Below are 19,662 nucleotides of genomic sequence, written 5' to 3'. Positions count from 1 at the left end.
TTATCCTAGATAAGTCTTTTTAATTGAATCTAGCGCGCTTTTAATAAAGTCAGCTTTTTCTTTATAGGCCTCAAGAACAATGTTGTATCCATCATCAGCCTTGCATACAAAATCCCAAAAATCCTTTCCAATCAAAAGTTCATCATCTGCAAAAAACTGACGGACACGCTCTTGTCGCCATGGTTTACCCTCACCAAAACGATTATAAGCGGTTGCAAAAAATATCTTTATTCTCATTCCTTTTGGCAAAGTGTTTGACAGAATTGCAAATTGCTCTAATAGAGCTTCTTTTTCTGATCGAGCTTTTTTATTGTCAAGATCACCGCCTATTTTTAACTCAATCAAGAAATTTTCACCAGTTAATCTGTCAATTAAATAATAGTCACTGTCATGTCTTTTGGTTACAAGGGATTGTTCAGTAGGTTTTACACGCAAAAATTGATAATCATTTGCTGTTGGTGGAGTTATTTCTCTGCGTTTGTATTTTTCTAACAATTCCGCCATATCTTGAGTTTGTTTAAGACTAAGAGGTCCTTCAACATTTTGCTTAACATCATAAAATAATTTCGCAATATTAATTGCCATTTTTTCTAACATATTACCCAATGAGCTATCAAGCGAACGCACAAGAGCAGTGTAGTATTGTATTTCTGGTCCAAGAACAGCAATAAAGACATTGTGAATTTTCATATTCAAGGTACCTTCGGGATCCTGTAATTCACCCTCATGCCTGCCTTGGAAACCTACGGCAAACGATTCAACTGAAGCATGGACAATTGATTTTATCGCTTCCTTTTTATTTAATGTGTTTTGTGTCATAAATTATTTAATTACTGTATTAAATTCTTAACACAAACCTCAAAAACCGTGGCAATTTTGGTTAGTGTTCTTATGTAATTATTACCTCCTTTTTAATTTTAACAACTATATTTAGCAATCATGGGCATGGCAAGTAACTTTGACAATTGATTATACTATTTTCACACAAAATCTGTTCAAATATTATATTTATATTTGTAATTTTTTATGAATTCCCGATTATCCCGCCGTTTGCGGGACAGGCCATCCTACGCTAAAGCTACAGAATGGCAGATGTTACGACATCCTAGACACTCCGAATTTGTTAAAACCTTTTAACACATCAGATATTCTTTTAAAGTATTCTGGTGTCAGGCTTTACTTGCTTTACTTATTACTGCTTTATTTTGGTGTCAGGCTTTACTTGCCCTCCTGCGCTGACATTTCATCAATAAACACAGCTATTCGCTGTATTGATGAAATAGCTTTGGAGGACGCAGCTTTACTTATTCCCCAGCACGACTTTATGGATTCCCGCTTTCGCGGGAATGACAGACCTTAAGGACAAACAAAAACTGAAAGATCTCTTCCGCCTTTGGCGAGATTCGAGATGACACAGAGACAGATTACCCACCAAGATTCTGGTGTCAGGCCCGCCAGTGAAACATTGGCGAGGTTTACAACTTATCCTCCGACGCTCCTCCTTCGCGGAACGCTACGGAAGGATAAATAGCTTTGGAGGACGCAGCTTTACTTATTCCCCAGCACGACTTTATGGATTCCCGCTTTCGCGGGAATGACAGCACTGCTCTTACCATACAACATTGGTTGAATCGTTTTATGTATGGTAAATTTATCACCACTTTTTACAACCAATTTTTATCTGGTTAATATACCAAATATTTTGAACCGATGTCACAGTAAAATGTCACAGTAGTGTGTCACAGTAAAACAATGTGTTTTGTTGGATCGGTCAGAGTTTTTCTAACAGCTTTTGCTATCTTTTTATTTATTAAGTCATCAATATCACGCTGTGCTGTTCTACGAACACATGAAGCCATTTTCCGATATTCATTGACACTGATTTTACCAGTTTTCAGAATATATTTTACTGCTTTTTCCTGTCGTTCGTTCAACCCAAGTTTCTTTATCTTTTGTAGAGAAGTATCCATCTTTATCAACTGTGCACCTTTTTGTCTAATCTCTTCCATTTGAGAATGCAAACCCGCAACAAAGTATTCGAGCCAATATGTCATATTCATGTTGTTGTTTCGCACAGATTGAATTGCCTTGTAATATAGAGGGCGGTCTCTATCGTAATATTCTGAAATAGTAAAAAGTCGCTTAAAATCGTATCCGGTTTTATAAAGGACAAGTGTTGATAATAGACGAGCAGTTCGCCCATTGCCATCAATAAATGGATGGATATGAACAAACTGAAACTGAACGATACCCGCAATGAGGATTGGTGAAATTTCTCCAGACATATTTACCCAGTCAACAAATTCTTTCATTAACATTGGCACATCAAATGGATTCGGCGGAGTATATACCACTTCTTTGGTTTGAGAATTTACAACATAGTTCTGTATTTTGCGGTAGTTTCCAGGGTCAGCATATCCGCCACGCACATTTTTTACAAGTAGCTTATGAATTTCCCTTATCAATCCTTCACTAAAAGAGTCGTCTTTTCCTAAATAGCGTGAAATAAAATCCATTGCTTGCTTGTAATTTAGTAGCTCATTTTTATCGTCACGATTAACATCATTTACTTTTTTACCTTCTAAAATGTTTTGAGACTGTTCAATACTTAGTGCTGTACCCTCAATATGTGTTGAATGATGGGATTCAAGAATCAACGCTTTTTGCTGCATATCGGTGACCCAGTCCTCTTTGAGTTTTACTGCATCAAGAAAACCACGAACTCGTTCAATTTCTATAAGTGTTTTATTAATCTTTGGCGTTATGGTGAATTTTGGATTAAATTTTGTTTTCATTTTAGAACCTCTTTGGAACAGTATGTGCAAATTTTGCACATACTGATTTTTTTGTAACTTTTATTTTACATCAGTTTGAACTATTGCATTTTTGCAACAGTTAATTTTTGATTAAGCTCAGCTATGAATTTGCAATATGTATTATTTGCATATTGCTTTTTGATACGATTTTAATAGATTCCCGATAAAGACACTCGGGAATGATAAAAACACTAATTTCAGTTGGTTACATTTTGTAACCAACTCATTATCTTTTGGTGTCAGGTTTTAATTCCACAAGTTCCCAGTGCCCGCCTTTGTCTGGACCGACTCTTTTTAAAATATTTTCTTTCTGTAATTTACTTAATTGTTTTTTGACACCACTTTCGCTTAAACCTATTTGTTGAGCGAGTTTTGTTCTAGTAACAAAACTATTGTTTCGGATTATTTCAAGTATTTTCTGGGTACTTTTCTGGGTACTTTTCTGGGTACTTTTTGTAACAAATTCAACAGTCTTTTTAGGTCGTTCAAACTCTATAATAAAAAATTCATCACTTGAAATCTTTGGGAACGGAAGTCCAGCCTTTTCCATACTTTCCTTAATGCGTTTGAACCCTGAACCCATACGCTCAACTCTGTGCATACGGGCAAATATATCAGCGATAAGTTCGTTGCGTCTGACTGAAAGAGAACCTAATTTCTCCTTGCTCATTCCATTTGGGAAACCACCAGGGTTTTTTATTATAACACGATCTTCGTGAACTTCAACCATTATACTTGTTCCTCGTACACTGTAGTCACGATGAATGAGAGCATTTGCCACTGCTTCGCGGAGTGCTTCAAGTGGAATCTCGTAATAATCTTTTCTATCCATACCTTTGATTTCCGTTCTGATACTCAAATGTCTTTTTAAGAATATCATTGCTTCTTGGTATTGTGTCCACAGATCATCTTGTACATCTTTGCGATCAATGATATCTACACGATTCGTGCCTTTAAAGGATACAAGAATTGTTTCACACTGAATGATATAACGACGGGGTTTTTGCGCAAAGAAAAGTACACCTGCATTCTTTATGCTGGCTTTTGTAGCAAGGTTAAGGCTTATGAGAATATCATGTGGGTTAATTTTTTCGGCGTTTATCCCTGCTTCATGGAAATATGTTTGAATTTTCTCTATTGAGATGTCGTCCCATGTAATATCGCGGCAGAATTGTTCTTCGTATGAAACCATATTAGAGTTTTTAAAATAAAGACCGACTTCCTTCTGTGTCATTTTCTGAGTTGCCGCATCGAGCCTGCGAAAATACCCTGAAGAGCAACTGTATGGTTTCTCTTCACCCTCAGGAACTTCTATCACTACAACATTGTCAATATTGTAAATTCTTGGGATTGTGATATGAGGGTCACAGTTTCTGGCAAGGGACAATATTTCGGCTTTCATTTGATTGGTAAGTTTTTCACCAGTGATTTTACATGAATCATTAACTCCAAGAAGAACAGAACCACCTTTGCTATTTGCCAAAGCAACAATATCTCTGTCAATTTTTGAGGTATATTTTTCTTTAAATTCTATAGTTAACCCTTCGCCTTCGGCAATAAGTAATTGCAAATCAGTTGTTTTCATAATCTTTCCTCATTTCTTTACATCGTAATTTCAGTATGCATTATACTTATTTATTAAACGGCTTTATGGATTCCATCTTACAATTCAATGGACTGTAGTATTTAACATCGTACTTTATATTGTCAGAACCAGTGTGTCGGAATTCCCGACATACTGATTTCGATTCGGAATTACTGAAAGATCTCTCTCCGCCTTTGGCGAGATTCGAGATGACAAACAAATAAATTCGGGTTGATTTTACCTATAAAACATTCTAATCATCAACCAATATTTTAATAGATTCCCGCTTTCGCGGGAATGACAGACAAAAACTGAAAGATCTCTCCCCGCCTTTGGCGAGGTCTAGCCAAGGACTGATTCGCTTCGCTAATCGAGATGACAATTAAATCAGATTCTGGATGACACAAACCATAATATTATGCATTATTGGCTTCATCTGACCAGCCGATGTCTCTGAGGAAGTCGTCATAACCGCCTTTGTATATGGTTACTTTATCGTTATCAAATATAACAAGTTTTGTGGCTACGCTTCTTAAATGCATTTCGTTATGGGTTACCATTACAACAGAACCTTCAAAATCATCTATTGCCTCTATTAAAGAATCGCACGATTGCATATCTAAGTGGTTTGTTGGTTCGTCTAAAAACAGCAGGTGAGTTGGCTTAACAAGTATTTTACCGAGCAAGACCCTGCTCTTTTCGCCGCCTGATAAAACCCTTATTTTTTTAAGGGCATCGTCACCAGGGAACATTAACCCGCCGGCTATTGAGCGGGCAGTGCTTTCAAGGCACTTTTTATCGGTGCTTTTTATTTCTTCAAGGACTGTGTAATCATTATTGAGGTCTAATTTATTTGTTTGTCCAAAATATCCCTCTTGCAATAACGAGTGTTTTTTTATAATTCCGCTAATTGGGGTTAGCTCGCCGGCAAGCAACTTTAAAAGTGTTGATTTACCTTTACCGTTTTTACCAATTATGCATATACGGTCTTTTTTTTCTATTACTAAAGAGAAATCTTTTATTAGGTAAGGTTCTTTGCCGTTGTATGAGAATGAAATTTCGTTTGCCGACATCATCTGGTCTGCCGCGAAATGCGCGCTGTTAAAGTACAAATCAAGGTCTTTAATAGTTTCAAGCTCTTTCATTTCCCCTTGTTTTTCAAGCATTTTTACCCTTGAGTTGGCACGGCTTGCAAAACTTGCTTTTGCTTTAAATTTGGCTATAAACAATTCCACCTGACGGCGCTTTTTTTGTTCGTTTAAACGGGTTTTTTCGTATATTTCTTCTTCCTGGTTTATTTGTGTATAAAGCTTTTCTGTATCGCCTTCAATTTTTTTTGCTTTAGTGCGGTGTATGGCTACTGTATGAGTTACAACCCTGTCCATAAAACTTCTATCGTGGGTTATTAGTATTGCCTCGCCACGCCAACTTTTTAAAAACTCTTCTAACCAACGAATGGCAACAATGTCTAAATAGTTGTTTGGTTCATCAAGCATTAACATATCAGGGTTAGAAACAAGCAGCTTTGCCAGATTTAGGCGGATTTGGTACCCGCCAGAAAATTCATTTGGGTTTTTATCCATATCCTCTTCGGTAAAACCGAGCCCGAAAAGTATTTTTTCAACTTTCCATGTGTCGTACTCTTCGCCATGCGGCAAACCAAGAGCGCCTTCTTCTAAAGCAGTCGGTTGAGTAAAGTGTATGTGTTGTTCAAGGTGGCCTATGCGGTAATTTTTAGGCGCCGTAATGCTTCCACTATCGGGTTCAACATTGCCCAATATCATTTGAAAAATGGTACTTTTACCGTGCCCGTTTCTGCCGACAAGTCCAATTTTTTCGCCTTTGTTTACATTAAAACTTAATTCATCAAACAAAACCTGGTCGCCGTATGATTTAGATACTTCAAAAACCTTAATCATTTACTATTCCTATTGAATTATTTTCTTCTTTTGCTTCTGCCGTGTTTTCTGGGGTGTTTTATGCGGGAGGTTTTTTCTACTATGGTTATCTGGGGCGGCATTTGCTGTTTTTGAGCAAGCCTAAAATCTATTTTACCCTCAGCAATGTTGACTGAGTCCACCACCACTCTAATTTTGGTGCCCGGTTTTAAAGTTGTGTATCTCAGCATTCCTTCTGCTCCGTTTTGCTCACAGAACACAAAGGAACCGGTCTCTATAGAATTTGTGACTATAGCATCCATTTCTACGCCTATTTGCTCTTTAAATAGCTCCGCACGCATTAAATCAATGGCTTTGTACTCCGCCTCCGCGGCAGTTCGCTCCCTTTGTGAACAGTGCAAACCTGCTTCGTTTAGGGAAAGTGCGCCGTGGTTTTCTTTTACTTTAAGCAACATAGCTTTTATTGCACGGTGCGCCATAAGGTCGGGATAGCGACGGATTGGCGATGTAAAGTGCGCGTACGCCTTTGTAGCTATACCAAAGTGCCCCAATGATTCAGGTGAGTAAACCGCTTGCTTCATACTGCGAACAATTAGTGAGTTTATTATTTCTGAAAGCGGGTGATTTTCGGCTTGCCTTAGTATATCTTGCAATACTTTGCTTATGCTTTTAGCACCTATAAGATGGCCTGCGGATAAGTCCATATCGCCTAAAGTTTTCGCAAGTATTTTAATCTTTTGCGGGTCGGGCTCATCGTGGCGGCGGTGTAAAAATGGATATTTTGCCGCCATAAGCTCTGTGGCTATAGCTTCGTTTGCAAGCAGCATAAACTCTTCTATTAAACGATTGCTTTTAAGACGAGGGCGCAAAACCACACGAGTTGGCTTGCCATTTTTGTCTGTTTCTACCTTATACTCAGCCAAATCAAAATCTAAAGCGCCGCGGGTGACACGATGTTTATATAAAATACTTGAAAGCTCACCCATTTTATTTATTATTTCCGCAAGGCCGCTTGGCAACGCGTGAGGTTTTTTGCCGTTTAATATTTCTTCAACTTCGTCATAAGTAAAACGGTGGACTGAATGGATAACAGTGTTTGCTATGCGGCGGTGTATTACTTTGCCGTGCAAGTCAATGTCCATAAAAACCGACATTGTAAGCCGCTCTTGATGAGGCACCAAACTGCACAAACCGTTAGACAATGATTCTGGAAGCATTGGCACAACACGGTCAGGCAGGTAAACGCTTGTACCTCTCAGGTATGCCTCTTTGTCTATTGCGCTTCCTGGTTTTACATAATGCGCCACATCGGCTATATGAACGCCAAGCCGCACTAAACCACCATCAAGTTGCTCAAGTGAGACGGCATCGTCAAAATCTCTAGCGTCCGCGCCATCTATTGTAAATATCTTTATATTGAAAAGTTCTTCTCTGCCAGCCCAGAGCTCTGGAGTTAATTTATCTGGGAATAATTTACTTTGTTCAAGAACATTTTTCGGGAAAAACTCATTTATTGCTCTTGCACGCAGCAATTTAGTTATGCGAACATCTAAATTGTTTGGGTCACCAAGCAGCTCAGTTACTACTCCAGCGGCACCGCTTGTTTGCGTAGGCCATTTGCTTACCTCTACTACCGCCAAAATACCATTTTTGGGAATTATGTTTGGCGCGAAGCTATTTACCTGAACCATTTGAGAGTTGCCGCTTTCCGGAAATATTACCCAGCCGTGCGGAAACTCTTTTAAAACACCAACCATTGTTGTTTTGGCATGTTTTAAAACTTCTATAATTTCCCCGCTAAAACGGCCATCAAATTCTTTATATGTGCGCGCTACAACAATGTCGCCATCCATTGCAAGGTTTAAGCTTGGGCCACGCAAAAATACATCGCTGTATGACTGATCTTGTGAAACTAAAAAAGCAAAACGGCCGTGATGCTCTACTTTGCCCTCACGCAAGTCGTCGTGCCTTTGTTTTTTTCCGCAGCCTCTGAAATTATCTTGACCGTGATTTTTGTTAAATTTTCTTTTCAATTTCCTTCCTTTGTTATATTGTGCAGATTATTGAACCATTAAACTAAAAGCATAAGTGCCTGCATGCCACTCATACCTTCTTTTATTCCAAGCTTACTTGCGTTATCAGATACGCTGACAACGGCCTTTTGCAGCATTTCATCTACGGTTTTTACGCCTTTTACAATTGCGGCACAATTACCAAACTTATTTGCGACCGAAATATCTAAATAACCGCACATAATAAAACCTTTTGCGGCATTGATAAGCACAAGCGCTCCATTATTTTGCAAAGATATTTCTATACCCTCTGCCACTCCGCCATTTACTTTGATTTCTTTAGTTTGCATTATCAGCCCCTTAATTTTCTTTGTCATACCGAATCCCGCTTGTGGCAGGATGAGGTATCTTGTTTTTCATTTGTGCATCTGGAGAAGATCTCTCCTCACTTCGTTCGTCGAGATGACACAGAGTAAAATGTTATCGAGATGACAACATAGGGTTGCTCGTTGGAATTACAAAATATTTTATCGCAAAATCTGGATTCCCGCTAATCCGCCCAGGGCGGACGGGAATGACAACCGTAAACAACCTTTTCAATACTCGTCATTAACAATTTTATTGTATTTATCTATAACTTCTCTTTCTATTGAATCACTTAAATCTTTGTCAAGTATATCAACTATTTGTTTGTATTTATCACCTGTTTTTATAGACGCAGGAGCCAGCCAAAGCCCATTGCGTGTACTTATCAATTTAAACTCAAGCTCCAATGCCTCATTAAATACTATCGTTACAAATGCCTTCAGGTTAGATTTTTTTTGGTACTGAGATATTTTTTTAACCGCATATTCTAATTTTAAAGCTGTGTTAGTTGAAGTTTTGCCATTAAGCATTGCATCTATTAACGCAACATTTGCCTCTTTTGTAAGCACTCTTGCTTGCGGGTACACTCTTTTATTTTTTGCCACATACTCAGGCAACACAACAAAGTAGTTATCGCCAACTTTTTTTAGCTTTAATGATTTAACTGTAAGTGAATTGTTAAATGTAACGCTGTATGAGCCGCTTGACGAGCGCACATTAGTTACGGCAAGCTCACTTGCGAGGCAACTGGCAAAACCAATTGTTAAAAGAAATAATGACAGAGTAATTACTGATATTATATTTTTTTTCATGTAAACATATAAACATCTATTGATTTTTTAAAAGACATATATATAAGCATTGCGGCATAGATGTACGGAACAAATGCCATGGTGTTTGGCTCATAAGTGCTTTTTTTATTGGTAAAGAAACATTGCTTAAATAAATGAACAATCACCCCAATTACAGATGCAAAAAGCAATACCGGTAACACACTTTTAACACCCAACAGCGCACCTACGGCAAAAAACAGCTTCACATCACCCATACCAAATGCTTCTTTTTTAAACAAAATATGGCCAAGCTTATAGAGCAATAAGGCAACAAGGAAACCAAAAACTCCGCCTGCTAATGTCCATACAAATGACTGTGTAAAATAAGCAGGTAAAAAGTAATTGAACACACCATACAACAAAGCCAAAAGCGCTAAGAGGGTGTTTAGTTGATTAGGCAAAATTCTATGTTCGTAATCAACAATAGCACCAACAACCAATATGCTAAAAAACAAAAGATATGCGATTTGGCAATACAAACTTAGACCTTGAAAGTGCAATACTACAAGTGAGCAGAGAAGTATGCTGCAAATAAATCCATAATTAATTTTACATTTGTAATAGATAGCAAGCTTTTGTGTAATGAAAGAAAAAACAAATAAAAAAGGAATAGGAATTAATAATTTAGTTATATGCAACTTTAATTTCCTTTATTTTTATAACTTTAGGCAACCGGAACAATAGTTTGTGTAGATACTGGGGCTTCATATATCGGTGCTTTTATTACCTTACTTTTAGACATATCAACATATTTTGGTATTGCAATTAGCGCAAGAACAATTATAAAAATTACCACTATAAGCAGCTCAACAAGTGTAAATGCCGAATTAAACTTTTTTTGTTTGTTTGATATATGGTCATTTTTCATTTTTTAGATTCCTCATAAACTTTTCAACACATTTTGGCACAAGGCCAGAGACATTGCCGCCAAGCTTTGCCACCTGTTTTACCATACTTGCCGATAAATATGTATACGCCTCATCGGGCATTAAAAACACTGTTTCAATTTCTCTATCTAAGCGCCTATTCATTAAAGCCATTTGAAATTCATACTCAAAATCGGATACCGCTCTAATGCCACGCACAATTATAGATGCTTTTTTCTTGCGCAAATACTTTACAAGCAGCCCGGAAAATGGCTCAACAGTAACATTCTTCACGCCTTTAAGCGCTTCTTTTAGCAGCTGTACCCTTTTTTCAATTGTGAATGTTGTACTTTTATCAGGGTTATTTGTGACTCCGACAATTACATTTGCATGCAATTTTAAAGCGCGTTTAATTATATCCAAATGGCCATTTGTTGGCGGGTCAAAACTACCCGGATATACAGCAATTGTTTTTTCCATTTTGTTTAGCTCCTGTATTATAACTGCTTGTAGACATAGCTGTCCAAATTAGCCGTCATACCGGCCCCCGATTATCCGCCTTTGGCGAGATCTAGCCTTAGGCTGAAGGCATTCGAGGGTAAACTCCAGCCGGTATCTAGGAAAAAATCAATGTTAAACTGGATTGCGGTTTTCACCGCAATGACATCAAAAACATTTTCAAAGCTAAAAATGACCGATCAATGCAACATGCTACCAAAACTGGACACACCTGAACTGCAATAACAAGCAATGATGAACGAGAATGACTAACTTTGTATGATTTTCTCATTTTAACCCAAACTTTGCAATAGGTTTGCAAAATTTGGGTTTAAGGTTATAGTGTCAACCAATTTTGGGAAGTTCAAGCTTTTGAGCATAAAGCGAAAACACCCTGTTTCTTAATACAGAATACTCTTTGCCACTCTCCCAACTTTGGCTTATAAGTATTGAAACCGATATGTTTTTTGCGAGCTCAATTATTGCGCTGTCAGTAAATGGGTTTAATGCCGAAAACACAGGTGAGCCGTGCTGTAATGTGCCAAAAAGTTCCCCAAAACCGCGAAGCTTAAAATCTTCCTGAGCAATTACAAAACCATCATTGGTTGAAAGCATAATTTTTATTCTTCTTCTTGCATCGTCTGTTTTCGCTTTTGAAATAAGCAGACAGTACGACTTATCTTTTCCCCTGCCAACTCTGCCACGCAGTTGGTGCAATGTAGCAAGCCCAAAGCGTTCGGCATGCTCAATTACCATTACAGTGGCATTTGGAACATCTATCCCAACCTCTATAACAGTTGTACAAAATAGTAATTGAGTTTTATTTGCCTTAAAACTATCCATAACAGCTTGCTTTTCATCCGCGCTTAATTGCCCATGCAATAATGCTGTTTTATATTTAACGAATAGTGTTTTAGAAAGTTTCTCATATTCTTTTATTGCGGCTTTTAAATCTAATTTTTCTGTTTCTTCTATTAGGGGATATACAATGTATGCCTGACGGCCAGCCGCAAGCTCTTTTATTACAACCTCATACGCGCTTTGCGGGTTTAGGTTATAGGTTGCAATTGGTATTCGCCCGGGAGGCATTTGGTCTATTATAGTTAAATCCAAGTCGGCATAGAGGGTTAAAGCAACTGTGCGCGGTATTGGGGTGGCGCTCATTACAAGCATATCAATTGTTGACCCTTTCTTGCGCATAGTTGAACGCTGCATTACACCAAAACGATGTTGTTCATCTATAACAGCCATAGAAAGTTTTGGAATTTCAACATTGCCTTCCAATATGGCATGGGTACCTATGATAATATCGGCACCACCAGAATTTATTTCTTCCATCAATTGGGCTCTTTTTTTTGTGCTTCCTAAACTTGCCGAGGTTAGCAACACACTTTTTACACCAAGCCCATTGAGCATTGAATCAATTGTTAGTTTGTGTTGCTGGGCAAGTATTTCCGTTGGGGCAAGCAATGCCGCCTTATTTCCATTTTCTATCGCCAACAACATTGCGCTAAGCGCTACAACTGTTTTGCCACAACCAACATCGCCCACAAGCAAACGGTTCATTGGACGCTTTGAAAGCATATCGGCGAAAATTTGGTTTATTGCTTTTTTTTGCGCCAGGGTAAAATTAAATTTCAACTTTTCTTTAAATTTAGTGAGAAGCGTTTTCTTTAATTCATAATTATGTATTTTAGGTACACTTTCAACATTCTTTTTAAATTGCCCAAGGGCCAGCAACATTGATAACACTTCATCAAAGGCAAGGCGTTTGCGTGCATCTTCGGCATTTAATTCACTTTCAGGAAAATGTATTTGATGTAATGCGTCTTTTATTCCCATAAGCGAATTCTCGTTTAATATTTTAGACGGCAATGTTTCTTGCACGCTCGCAACTGCGGGAGTTATTTGTTTTATAACATCACGCATTAACTTTGAAGAAACCCCATCGCTAAGTGGATACACAGGAATTATGCCCAAAAAATCTTTTTGTTTTTGCTGGTCAATACATGGGGCATATTCAATTACGCTTACCTGTTTTTCGCCTTGAGTAAAACCACAACTGCCATAAACAAGCACATCTTGACCTACTTCAAAATCCTTTAAAAGTCCGTCAAATGGATTGTGTTTTTGATACAGGCCGGCCTTTCTGAAAAACACGCAATAAGCAATACCTGTTCCGTCAGATATTGCCGCTTTAAAAAGGGTTAACGATTTGCTTAATCTTTTCACATCTCTTGCTAACACTTTGCCCTTTATAGTAACTTCACATGGGGGCAAAACACTGGCAATTGACATTATAATTGTTCTGTTTATGTAACGACGAGGTAAGTAAAACAAAAGGTCTCGCACGGTAATAAGACCGAGCTTTGCAAGCAGTTTTTCCCGTTTGGGGCCTATGCCTTTAATGTAGCGAACCGATGTTTGTAAATTGTTCATTTTATTATGCTTGAAATATGATTACAAATTTTGTAAACTCACTGCGAAATTAATTGATTTTGGAGGAAAAATGTCATTTAAGTGTACCATTTGTGGTAAAGGCCCTTCAGCCGGTAAAACTGTAAGCCATTCCAATATGAGAACCAACCGCGTTTTTAACCCAAACTTACAGAAACAAAGAATCGTTGTTGACGGAGTAACAAAAAGAGAGTTGGTTTGCATGAAATGCCTGAAAAAACCCGGCACAATTGTAAGACCTGCTTAAGTAACTCATACCTTTTTATTTTCTCTTAAATACTTTCTTATTTTTGATTTTGCTCTAGCAGTAACCGCCAAGTCCAGCCATCCTGGGCTAGGCGAGTTATTTTTTCTCGTCAATATTTCGCAAATATCCCCACTTTTAAGCTTGTAAGAAAGCGGTACAAGCTTTAAACCAACTTTCGCCCCGTAACAATGGTCTCCAATTTCGCTGTGCACACCGTAAGCAAAATCTAACGGTGTTGCTCCAGCGGGAAGTTTTATAACCATACCCTTTGGAGAAAATACAAATACCTGCTCAAATGTACACTCAAGCTTTAATGTGCTCATAAACTCATGAGGGTCTTTAAGCTCTAACTGCCACTCCATAATCTGCTTTAACCAATCAAGTTTTTCTTCAATATACAAAGAACCCCTTAAGGCGACATCTTTTGATTTTTCTTTATAGCGCCAATGCGCCGCAATACCGTACTCGTCTCTGTTGTGCATTTCTTCGGTGCGTATTTGCAACTCTGCCTCAGAGGCATTGGGGCCTTGCACAGATATATGAAGTGATTGATACATATTCCCCTTTGGTTTTGCTATGTAGTCATTAAATGAGCCGGCAACCGGCTTAAAATGAGTTTGAACAAGCCCAAGCAATCCATAACAGTTGGCTACGGTATTTGTTATTAATCTTAAACCAATCAGGTCTTTTATTTCATCAAAGTTTTTGCTTTGGCGGTCCATTTTCTCATAAATTCCATATATATTTTTTGGCCTTGCGGTAAGTGTGAATGGAATTTGGCTTGGAGATATTTTTTGCAATATTTCGTTTCTCCAGAGCTCTAAATTTTTTATATCGGCTTCTTTGCTCTGAGCCATAAGCTCTTTTATTTGCGCATACTTAAGCGGCTGAAGCACTTCAAATGACAAATCTTCTAACTCATTTTTCCACTTATGTATACCAAGGCGGTGCGCAAACGGAGCATATAAATTTATTGATTCATCGGCAATTATAATTTGTTTTTCTTCGCTCAGGTGTTTTATGGTTCGCATATTATGCAATCTATCGGCGAGCTTTACCAAAATAACACGAATATCTTTAGTAATCGCAAGCAACATTTTGCGCCAGTTTTCTGCCTGTGCTTTTACAGGGTCAGGGAAGTGGTATGAGTCAATTTTTGTTACCCCTTCCACTATTAAAAGCACCTCATGTCCAAACTCGTTTGCAATTACATCGTGGCTTGTTTGAGTGTCCTCTAACACATCGTGCAATAACGCCGCAATTATTGTTTCTGCGTCTAATTTAATGTCGACAGTTAATTGCGCAACCGCGACACAATGCGTAAAAAAAGCATCACCTGAAGCCCTAATTTGGTGCTGGTGCGCTTTTTGGGAAAACTCATATGCTTTTTTAATTTTTGCTATGTCAGTTTCTGACAGGTAAGTTTTTAAGAGTGGTAAAAGTTTTTCAAACATTAAAGGAGTTGTAAGTTGTGTAATTTTGTGTATATACCGTCTTTTGCCAAAAGTTCACTATGGGCGCCGCTTTCAATTATTTTGCCCTTATCAAGCACAATAATTCTGTCTGATTTTATAACGGTTGATAAACGATGCGCAATTATTATTACCGTTCTATTTTGCATTAGGCGTTCAAGAGCATCTTGCACAAGCTTTTCCGATTCGGCGTCTAACGCGCTGGTTGCCTCATCTAACACTAAAATAGGCGGATTTTTTAATACAGCCCTGGCAATTGACAACCTTTGACGCTCACCGCCAGAAAGGCGCATACCTCGTTCACCAATTATTGTATCGTAGCCATTAGGAAGGTTTTCTATAAATGTATGCGCATTGGCGGCTTTTGCGGCAGAAACAACCTCGTCTTGAGTTGCGCTAAGCTTGCCATAAGCAATGTTGTGCCTTACGGTGTCGTTAAATAAAAACACATCTTGTGTAACTATCCCTATTTGCGCACGAAGCGACTTAAGCGTGATGTTTTTTATGTTTTTGCCGTCAATGGATATTTCGCCTTTTGATGGGTCGTAAAAACGCAGCAACAAGCTGGCAATTGTAGTTTTACCAGAACCCGACGGGCCTACAAGAGCGATTGCCTCTCCGTATTTAATTTCTAAATTAAAATCTTCAATTGTACTCTCTTTTTCCGGGTAAGAGAAAGAAACCCCGCTGTACTTAATTTGTGATTTAAAACCGTCAAGTTCAACGGCATTATCAGCGTCTATTATGGTCGGCTTTTGGTCAAGCAGGTCAAATATTCTTTCGGCACCTGAAATGGCCTGTTGAATTAGCGAGTTTGATTGGGCAAAGTTTTTAAGCGGCTGGTAAACAGAAAAAGCTGCCGTCATAAACGCAAAAAATGAACCGGCAGTCCAAACACCTTTTATTACATCATTTGCGCCATACCATATAATAAACGCCACTCCAAGGGCGCCGAGAAACTCCATAATTGGGCTTGAGCGCGCATCTACACGAATAAAGCGCTGCTGCATATGGTAATATTTTTCATTTTCAGCAGCGTAGCGTTCTTTTTCATATTTTTCATTGGTAAAAGCTTTAATAACGCCTATGCCCGTTAACGCTTCTTGAAGCACGCCGTAAATTTCCGCGACTTGTTTTTGACTATCACGCGAAGCGCTGCGCATTTTTTTTGCAAATTGTGAAAGTGGTATTGCGGCAATAGGGAATATAATTACGGCAATAATTGCAAACTGCCAGTTTAAATAAAAAAGCACTCCAATCATTACAATAACTGTGAGCCCGTCTCTAATTATGCTTGGCGGAACCTGAAAAAGAGCATTTTGCAACACACTAACATCGTTTGTAAGGCGCGACATTAACTTTGCGGACGAGTTTCTTGAATAAAATTCGTGCGACAAATAAACTATTCGGCTAAATAAATTATTTCTTATTTTCAGCATTACATTTTGGGTTATATAAAACATAAGATAATTTTGCCCATACATTGCAATGCCTTTAAGTAAGAAAATGGCGGGTATTGCAAGAACTATCATATAAAGCATTTGTAAATTATGGCCGACAAATATCTTATCTACAACCAATTTGACAAGCCACATAGTAGCACCATTTAGAGCAGAAAAAACCATCATGCAAAGCAGGGCAGTCAAAAAGCGTGACTTATATGGTTTTAAATAAACTAATAAACGCTTAAATGGCGCTAATGACGAAACAAATTGCTTCATTGTTTCAATAGTAGATTTTATCTGTTTTATAATCATTTATTTGCCCTTTAGCACATCATTTAAAATTTCTTTCGCGGCATATTTTGCAACACCGCCGCTGCCAAGAATACCGCGCAATCCAAGCAATGCTTTATTTATATTTTGCCAATTATCTTTATTTGCAAGCATATCCAATGTGGCCTTGCTAAGGTTGTGTACTGTTGCATTTTCTTGTATCAGTTCTGGCAGCAACTGCCTGCCAAGAAGTATGTTTGGCATTGCAATAAATTTTGTTTTTACAAGCATTTTAGCTATCAGATAATTAAACTTTGATAACTTATAAAATATAACCGATGGAATTCCAAGTAAAGAATTTTCCAAGCAGACGGTACCTGAAACCGACAAGGCAACAGATAAACCCTTTCTTGCACTATAATCTGAACCTATTACCGGCTCTAAAAGTGAGCTTTTGCTTAATAAAGATAAACACTGTTCATCAGGTAAAAAAAGTTTAAACTTTGCGTTTATATGTTTTGAAATTTCTTGTGCTGCATTTTCAAGAAGTTTGATGTGCTTGATTACAGTGTTTTTTCTGCTGCCAGGAAATAAACCAATAACAACCGGCTCACACCCAGATAACTTCGCATAGTTTTCATTGGGCAATATATCTATAATGGGGTGGCCTACAAAAGTAAAATTTATCCCTGCATTTGCATAAAGTTCTCGTTCAAAAGGCAATGTAAGTAGCATTTTTGTGACATTTTTTTTAAGCTGATTTATGCGGCCCTTGCGGCTTGCCCAAACCTGAGGGCATATATAGTAATAAACCGGTATATTTCTTTTTTTTGCGGCACGCGCTACAAATATATTAAAACCATAATAATCCACCAAAATAACCGCGCCAACATTACCACTATCCAAATTTGCAACTACATTCTTTAAAAATATTTTTCTAAGCGCAAAATATTTAAACAACGCACTTGAGAAACCAAAACCTTCAATAGAAACCAGATTGTAAAGAAATTTATCAGAAACAGCTTTTAAATTATCGCCGCCTAAAGCCAAAATATCAATTTGAGATGAGCTTTTTTTTATTGCGATCGCCAGGTTTGCCGCATGCATATCACCAGAACGGTCACCTGCTATTATTAAAAATGTTTTTTTCATTTTGTGAGTAAAGAAAATTAAAACTTTATGTTTTTTCTAATTTCCAAGGCAATTTCAAGAGCATCACGGCCGTGCTCACCTGTTACCAATGGTTTTTTGCCTTCAATTGCCGATTGCAAAAAGTTTGTAAGCTCAAAGTAAAGCGGCTCGCCTTGTTCTATTTTCGGCTTTATTACATCTATATCCAACAACGAGGTTATTTTTTCTTTTTTCTTTTTATAAATCTTTAATGTTCTGCCAATATAATCAACAGAGATATATGAGTCATTTTGAAAAACCCTTATTTTACGAAACCTTTCAAGTGATACCCTGCTTGCCGATATATCCGCAACACAGCCCTTTGAAAATTTTAAGCGCACTTTTACAATATCTTCATTATCGGAAAGAACTTTTGCCCCATAAGCGTCTAAACCCACAACCTTATCTTTTAACATATACAATAATATGTCTATGTCGTGTATCATTAAGTCCAAAACAACACCTATGTGAGAGGTTCTTGGGTCGTAAGGCCCAAGGCGGTTAACTTCAACAAAACGAGGATTTGTTATGTATGGCAATGCCGCGGCAATTGCAGGGTTAAAGCGTTCCACAAGGCCAACTTGCACAACTATATTTTTGTCTCTTGCCAAGGTAATTAACTCCTCAGCTTCTTCAACAGTTTCGGTGAATGGTTTTTCTACAAGGCAGTGAATTCCTGCGGATATTAAATCTTTAGCGATTTTATAGTGAAACGGCGTTGGAACTGCGATAACAACCGCTTGAGCAGTTGAAAGTATTGACGAGTAATTTTCATAGTACGCGCAATTACAATCTTTAGCTATTGCCTCTGCGCGTTTTTTATCTGCATCAACAACACCTATTAGCTCAGACATCGGGTGCGTTGAAAGTATTCTGGCATGGTGCTTACCTAACGAGCCAACACCTATTACCGCTGTTTTAATTTTCATAATGCGTAAATTTTTATCCCTTTTTCATTAGCCATTGCAATAACTTCTTCTTTGTCTATCATAAGTGTTGCGCCTGCTTCTATGACTATTATGCCTGCTTTTGTCTCAGATAAAGTTTTTATTGTGTTAATGCCTATTACAGGTATGTCAAAACGCATATCCTGATTGGGCTTGGAAACTTTTACAACTACGAATCCTTCACCTGCTAATGATGCGGCTCTTTTTATGCACTCATCGGTGCCTTCCATGGCCTCTACAGCCACAATTGTTTTATCTTTAACAACAACAGTCTGCCCAATATCAATGGCCCCTGTCTGTTTTGCAATATTAAAACCAAACTCAGCATCTATCATTTCTTCTTTTGATATTCTTTCGCCGCTAAGTTGACCTTTTGTGGCAAGCAATTGCTGGAGATATGTGTGTGATGGCAGAAGAGTTATACCGTCTTTTTGAAGTTCATTTGCAACGGCGGAAAGTATTGAGTCGGCCTTTTTGTTTACAAGGCCTGCAAGAAGTTTGATGGCGCGTAAATCAAGTGACAGGCCCGCAAAAAGCTGGCGATGCTTTACCTGCCCGGCCATTATAACATTTGTTACATTTTCAGCTTTAAAGTAATTGATTATTTGTTGAAGTTTGCCAAGCGCCAGCCATTGAAACGACTGGCAAAGAATTTCAAGCTGTGGGTCGGCTTCTTCTTTAAGGGCGGCAATAACAGGTATATCGCCTTTTTTAGTTATTTCTTTTGCGAGAATAATAGGGAATCTGCCATTTCCGGCAATTATACCAACTCTATCCATT

The 19,662-nt window shown here is 38.0% G+C and carries 17 protein-coding genes; 1 reads left to right on the top strand and 16 read right to left on the bottom strand.

All coding sequences use genetic code 11. The features are described 5' to 3' along the window. The 11 genes from M0Q46_03185 to recG all read right to left on the bottom strand — a co-directional run bounded on the left by M0Q46_03185 (position 1) and on the right by recG (position 13,313). On the bottom strand, positions 1-819 hold the full coding sequence (locus tag M0Q46_03185; GenBank protein MCK9582613.1) for a TdeIII family type II restriction endonuclease: 819 nt from the start codon (positions 817-819) through the stop codon (positions 1-3). A gap of 920 nt (positions 820-1,739) precedes the next feature. Then, entirely contained in the window at positions 1,740-2,795 is a 1,056-nt protein-coding gene (locus tag M0Q46_03180; GenBank protein ID MCK9582612.1) for a Fic family protein, read from the bottom strand. Between the two features lie 247 nt (positions 2,796-3,042). After that, a complete protein-coding gene (locus M0Q46_03175; GenBank protein MCK9582611.1) occupies positions 3,043-4,401 on the bottom strand; it encodes a helix-turn-helix domain-containing protein in 1,359 nt (452 codons plus the stop codon). Positions 4,402-4,817: 416 nt separating this feature from the next. After that, the gene (locus M0Q46_03170; GenBank protein MCK9582610.1) at positions 4,818-6,320 is read right to left on the bottom strand and encodes an ATP-binding cassette domain-containing protein; all 1,503 of its coding nucleotides are present in this window, start codon (positions 6,318-6,320) and stop codon (positions 4,818-4,820) included. Positions 6,321-6,337: 17 nt separating this feature from the next. Then, a complete protein-coding gene (locus M0Q46_03165; GenBank protein ID MCK9582609.1) occupies positions 6,338-8,332 on the bottom strand; it encodes a VacB/RNase II family 3'-5' exoribonuclease in 1,995 nt (664 codons plus the stop codon). A 38-nt stretch (positions 8,333-8,370) separates the two neighbouring features. Continuing rightward, entirely contained in the window at positions 8,371-8,688 is a 318-nt protein-coding gene (locus M0Q46_03160) for a DUF1805 domain-containing protein (protein MCK9582608.1), read from the bottom strand. A 219-nt stretch (positions 8,689-8,907) separates the two neighbouring features. Continuing rightward, complete coding sequence (locus tag M0Q46_03155) at positions 8,908-9,489, bottom strand: septation protein SpoVG family protein (protein ID MCK9582607.1); 582 nt, start codon at positions 9,487-9,489, stop codon at positions 8,908-8,910. Continuing rightward, positions 9,486-10,148, bottom strand: coding sequence for an A24 family peptidase (locus M0Q46_03150; GenBank protein ID MCK9582606.1), 663 nt, complete (start codon positions 10,146-10,148; stop codon positions 9,486-9,488). Before M0Q46_03150 ends, M0Q46_03155 begins: the two co-directional genes overlap by 4 nt. 26 nt (positions 10,149-10,174) lie before the next feature. Continuing rightward, the gene (locus tag M0Q46_03145; GenBank protein MCK9582605.1) at positions 10,175-10,378 is read right to left on the bottom strand and encodes a hypothetical protein; all 204 of its coding nucleotides are present in this window, start codon (positions 10,376-10,378) and stop codon (positions 10,175-10,177) included. Beyond that, positions 10,368-10,856, bottom strand: coding sequence for a pantetheine-phosphate adenylyltransferase (gene coaD / locus M0Q46_03140; GenBank protein ID MCK9582604.1), 489 nt, complete (start codon positions 10,854-10,856; stop codon positions 10,368-10,370). The genes M0Q46_03145 and coaD overlap by 11 nt, the downstream gene beginning before the upstream one ends. Before the next feature lie 363 nt (positions 10,857-11,219). Further along, a complete protein-coding gene (gene recG, locus M0Q46_03135; GenBank protein ID MCK9582603.1) occupies positions 11,220-13,313 on the bottom strand; it encodes an ATP-dependent DNA helicase RecG in 2,094 nt (697 codons plus the stop codon). A 70-nt stretch (positions 13,314-13,383) separates the two neighbouring features. Here recG and rpmB point away from each other — a divergent pair, with 70 nt between their 5' ends. After that, positions 13,384-13,578 carry a 50S ribosomal protein L28 gene (gene rpmB, locus M0Q46_03130; protein ID MCK9582602.1) on the top strand — a complete coding sequence of 65 codons (195 nt, stop codon included), beginning with the start codon at positions 13,384-13,386 and terminating at the stop codon, positions 13,576-13,578. 5 nt (positions 13,579-13,583) lie between these two features. Here rpmB and M0Q46_03125 read toward each other — a convergent pair whose 3' ends face one another. The 5 genes from M0Q46_03125 to lpxI are packed head-to-tail and all read right to left on the bottom strand — an operon-like array spanning position 13,584 to position 19,661. Further along, positions 13,584-15,032 (bottom strand): RelA/SpoT family protein, encoded by a 1,449-nt coding sequence (locus M0Q46_03125; GenBank protein MCK9582601.1) that lies wholly within the window; start codon positions 15,030-15,032, stop codon positions 13,584-13,586. Further along, positions 15,032-16,807 (bottom strand): lipid A export permease/ATP-binding protein MsbA, encoded by a 1,776-nt coding sequence (gene msbA, locus M0Q46_03120; GenBank protein ID MCK9582600.1) that lies wholly within the window; start codon positions 16,805-16,807, stop codon positions 15,032-15,034. The genes M0Q46_03125 and msbA overlap by 1 nt, the downstream gene beginning before the upstream one ends. Beyond that, a complete protein-coding gene (gene lpxB / locus M0Q46_03115) occupies positions 16,808-17,917 on the bottom strand; it encodes a lipid-A-disaccharide synthase (GenBank protein ID MCK9582599.1) in 1,110 nt (369 codons plus the stop codon). 17 nt (positions 17,918-17,934) lie between these two features. Further along, positions 17,935-18,864 (bottom strand): Gfo/Idh/MocA family oxidoreductase, encoded by a 930-nt coding sequence (locus tag M0Q46_03110; protein ID MCK9582598.1) that lies wholly within the window; start codon positions 18,862-18,864, stop codon positions 17,935-17,937. Continuing rightward, a complete protein-coding gene (gene lpxI / locus M0Q46_03105; protein MCK9582597.1) occupies positions 18,861-19,661 on the bottom strand; it encodes a UDP-2,3-diacylglucosamine diphosphatase LpxI in 801 nt (266 codons plus the stop codon). Before lpxI ends, M0Q46_03110 begins: the two co-directional genes overlap by 4 nt. Position 19,662 lies beyond the last annotated feature (1 nt).

The sequence above is a fragment of the Endomicrobiales bacterium genome, assembly GCA_023228045.1.
In the GTDB taxonomy this organism is placed as follows: Bacteria; Elusimicrobiota; Endomicrobiia; order Endomicrobiales; family JALOBY01; genus JALOBY01.
This window is presented reverse-complemented; position numbering and strand designations above follow the sequence as displayed.

What these genes read in the sequence shown, in the direction of transcription:
- M0Q46_03155 (MCK9582607.1), bottom strand. Translation starts at nt 9,489, where the DNA reads ATGAAAAAAAATATAATATCAGTAATTACTCTGTCATTATTTCTTTTA.
- M0Q46_03110 (MCK9582598.1), bottom strand. Translation starts at nt 18,864, where the DNA reads ATGAAAATTAAAACAGCGGTAATAGGTGTTGGCTCGTTAGGTAAGCAC.
- M0Q46_03125 (MCK9582601.1), bottom strand. Translation starts at nt 15,032, where the DNA reads ATGTTTGAAAAACTTTTACCACTCTTAAAAACTTACCTGTCAGAAACT.
- M0Q46_03180 (MCK9582612.1), bottom strand. Translation starts at nt 2,795, where the DNA reads ATGAAAACAAAATTTAATCCAAAATTCACCATAACGCCAAAGATTAAT.
- M0Q46_03145 (MCK9582605.1), bottom strand. Translation starts at nt 10,378, where the DNA reads ATGAAAAATGACCATATATCAAACAAACAAAAAAAGTTTAATTCGGCA.
- M0Q46_03175 (MCK9582611.1), bottom strand. Translation starts at nt 4,401, where the DNA reads ATGAAAACAACTGATTTGCAATTACTTATTGCCGAAGGCGAAGGGTTA.
- coaD (MCK9582604.1), bottom strand. Translation starts at nt 10,856, where the DNA reads ATGGAAAAAACAATTGCTGTATATCCGGGTAGTTTTGACCCGCCAACA.
- M0Q46_03160 (MCK9582608.1), bottom strand. Translation starts at nt 8,688, where the DNA reads ATGACAAAGAAAATTAAGGGGCTGATAATGCAAACTAAAGAAATCAAA.
- lpxB (MCK9582599.1), bottom strand. Translation starts at nt 17,917, where the DNA reads ATGAAAAAAACATTTTTAATAATAGCAGGTGACCGTTCTGGTGATATG.
- msbA (MCK9582600.1), bottom strand. Translation starts at nt 16,807, where the DNA reads ATGATTATAAAACAGATAAAATCTACTATTGAAACAATGAAGCAATTT.
- lpxI (MCK9582597.1), bottom strand. Translation starts at nt 19,661, where the DNA reads ATGGATAGAGTTGGTATAATTGCCGGAAATGGCAGATTCCCTATTATT.
- rpmB (MCK9582602.1), top strand. Translation starts at nt 13,384, where the DNA reads ATGTCATTTAAGTGTACCATTTGTGGTAAAGGCCCTTCAGCCGGTAAA.
- M0Q46_03170 (MCK9582610.1), bottom strand. Translation starts at nt 6,320, where the DNA reads ATGATTAAGGTTTTTGAAGTATCTAAATCATACGGCGACCAGGTTTTG.
- M0Q46_03185 (MCK9582613.1), bottom strand. Translation starts at nt 819, where the DNA reads ATGACACAAAACACATTAAATAAAAAGGAAGCGATAAAATCAATTGTC.
- recG (MCK9582603.1), bottom strand. Translation starts at nt 13,313, where the DNA reads ATGAACAATTTACAAACATCGGTTCGCTACATTAAAGGCATAGGCCCC.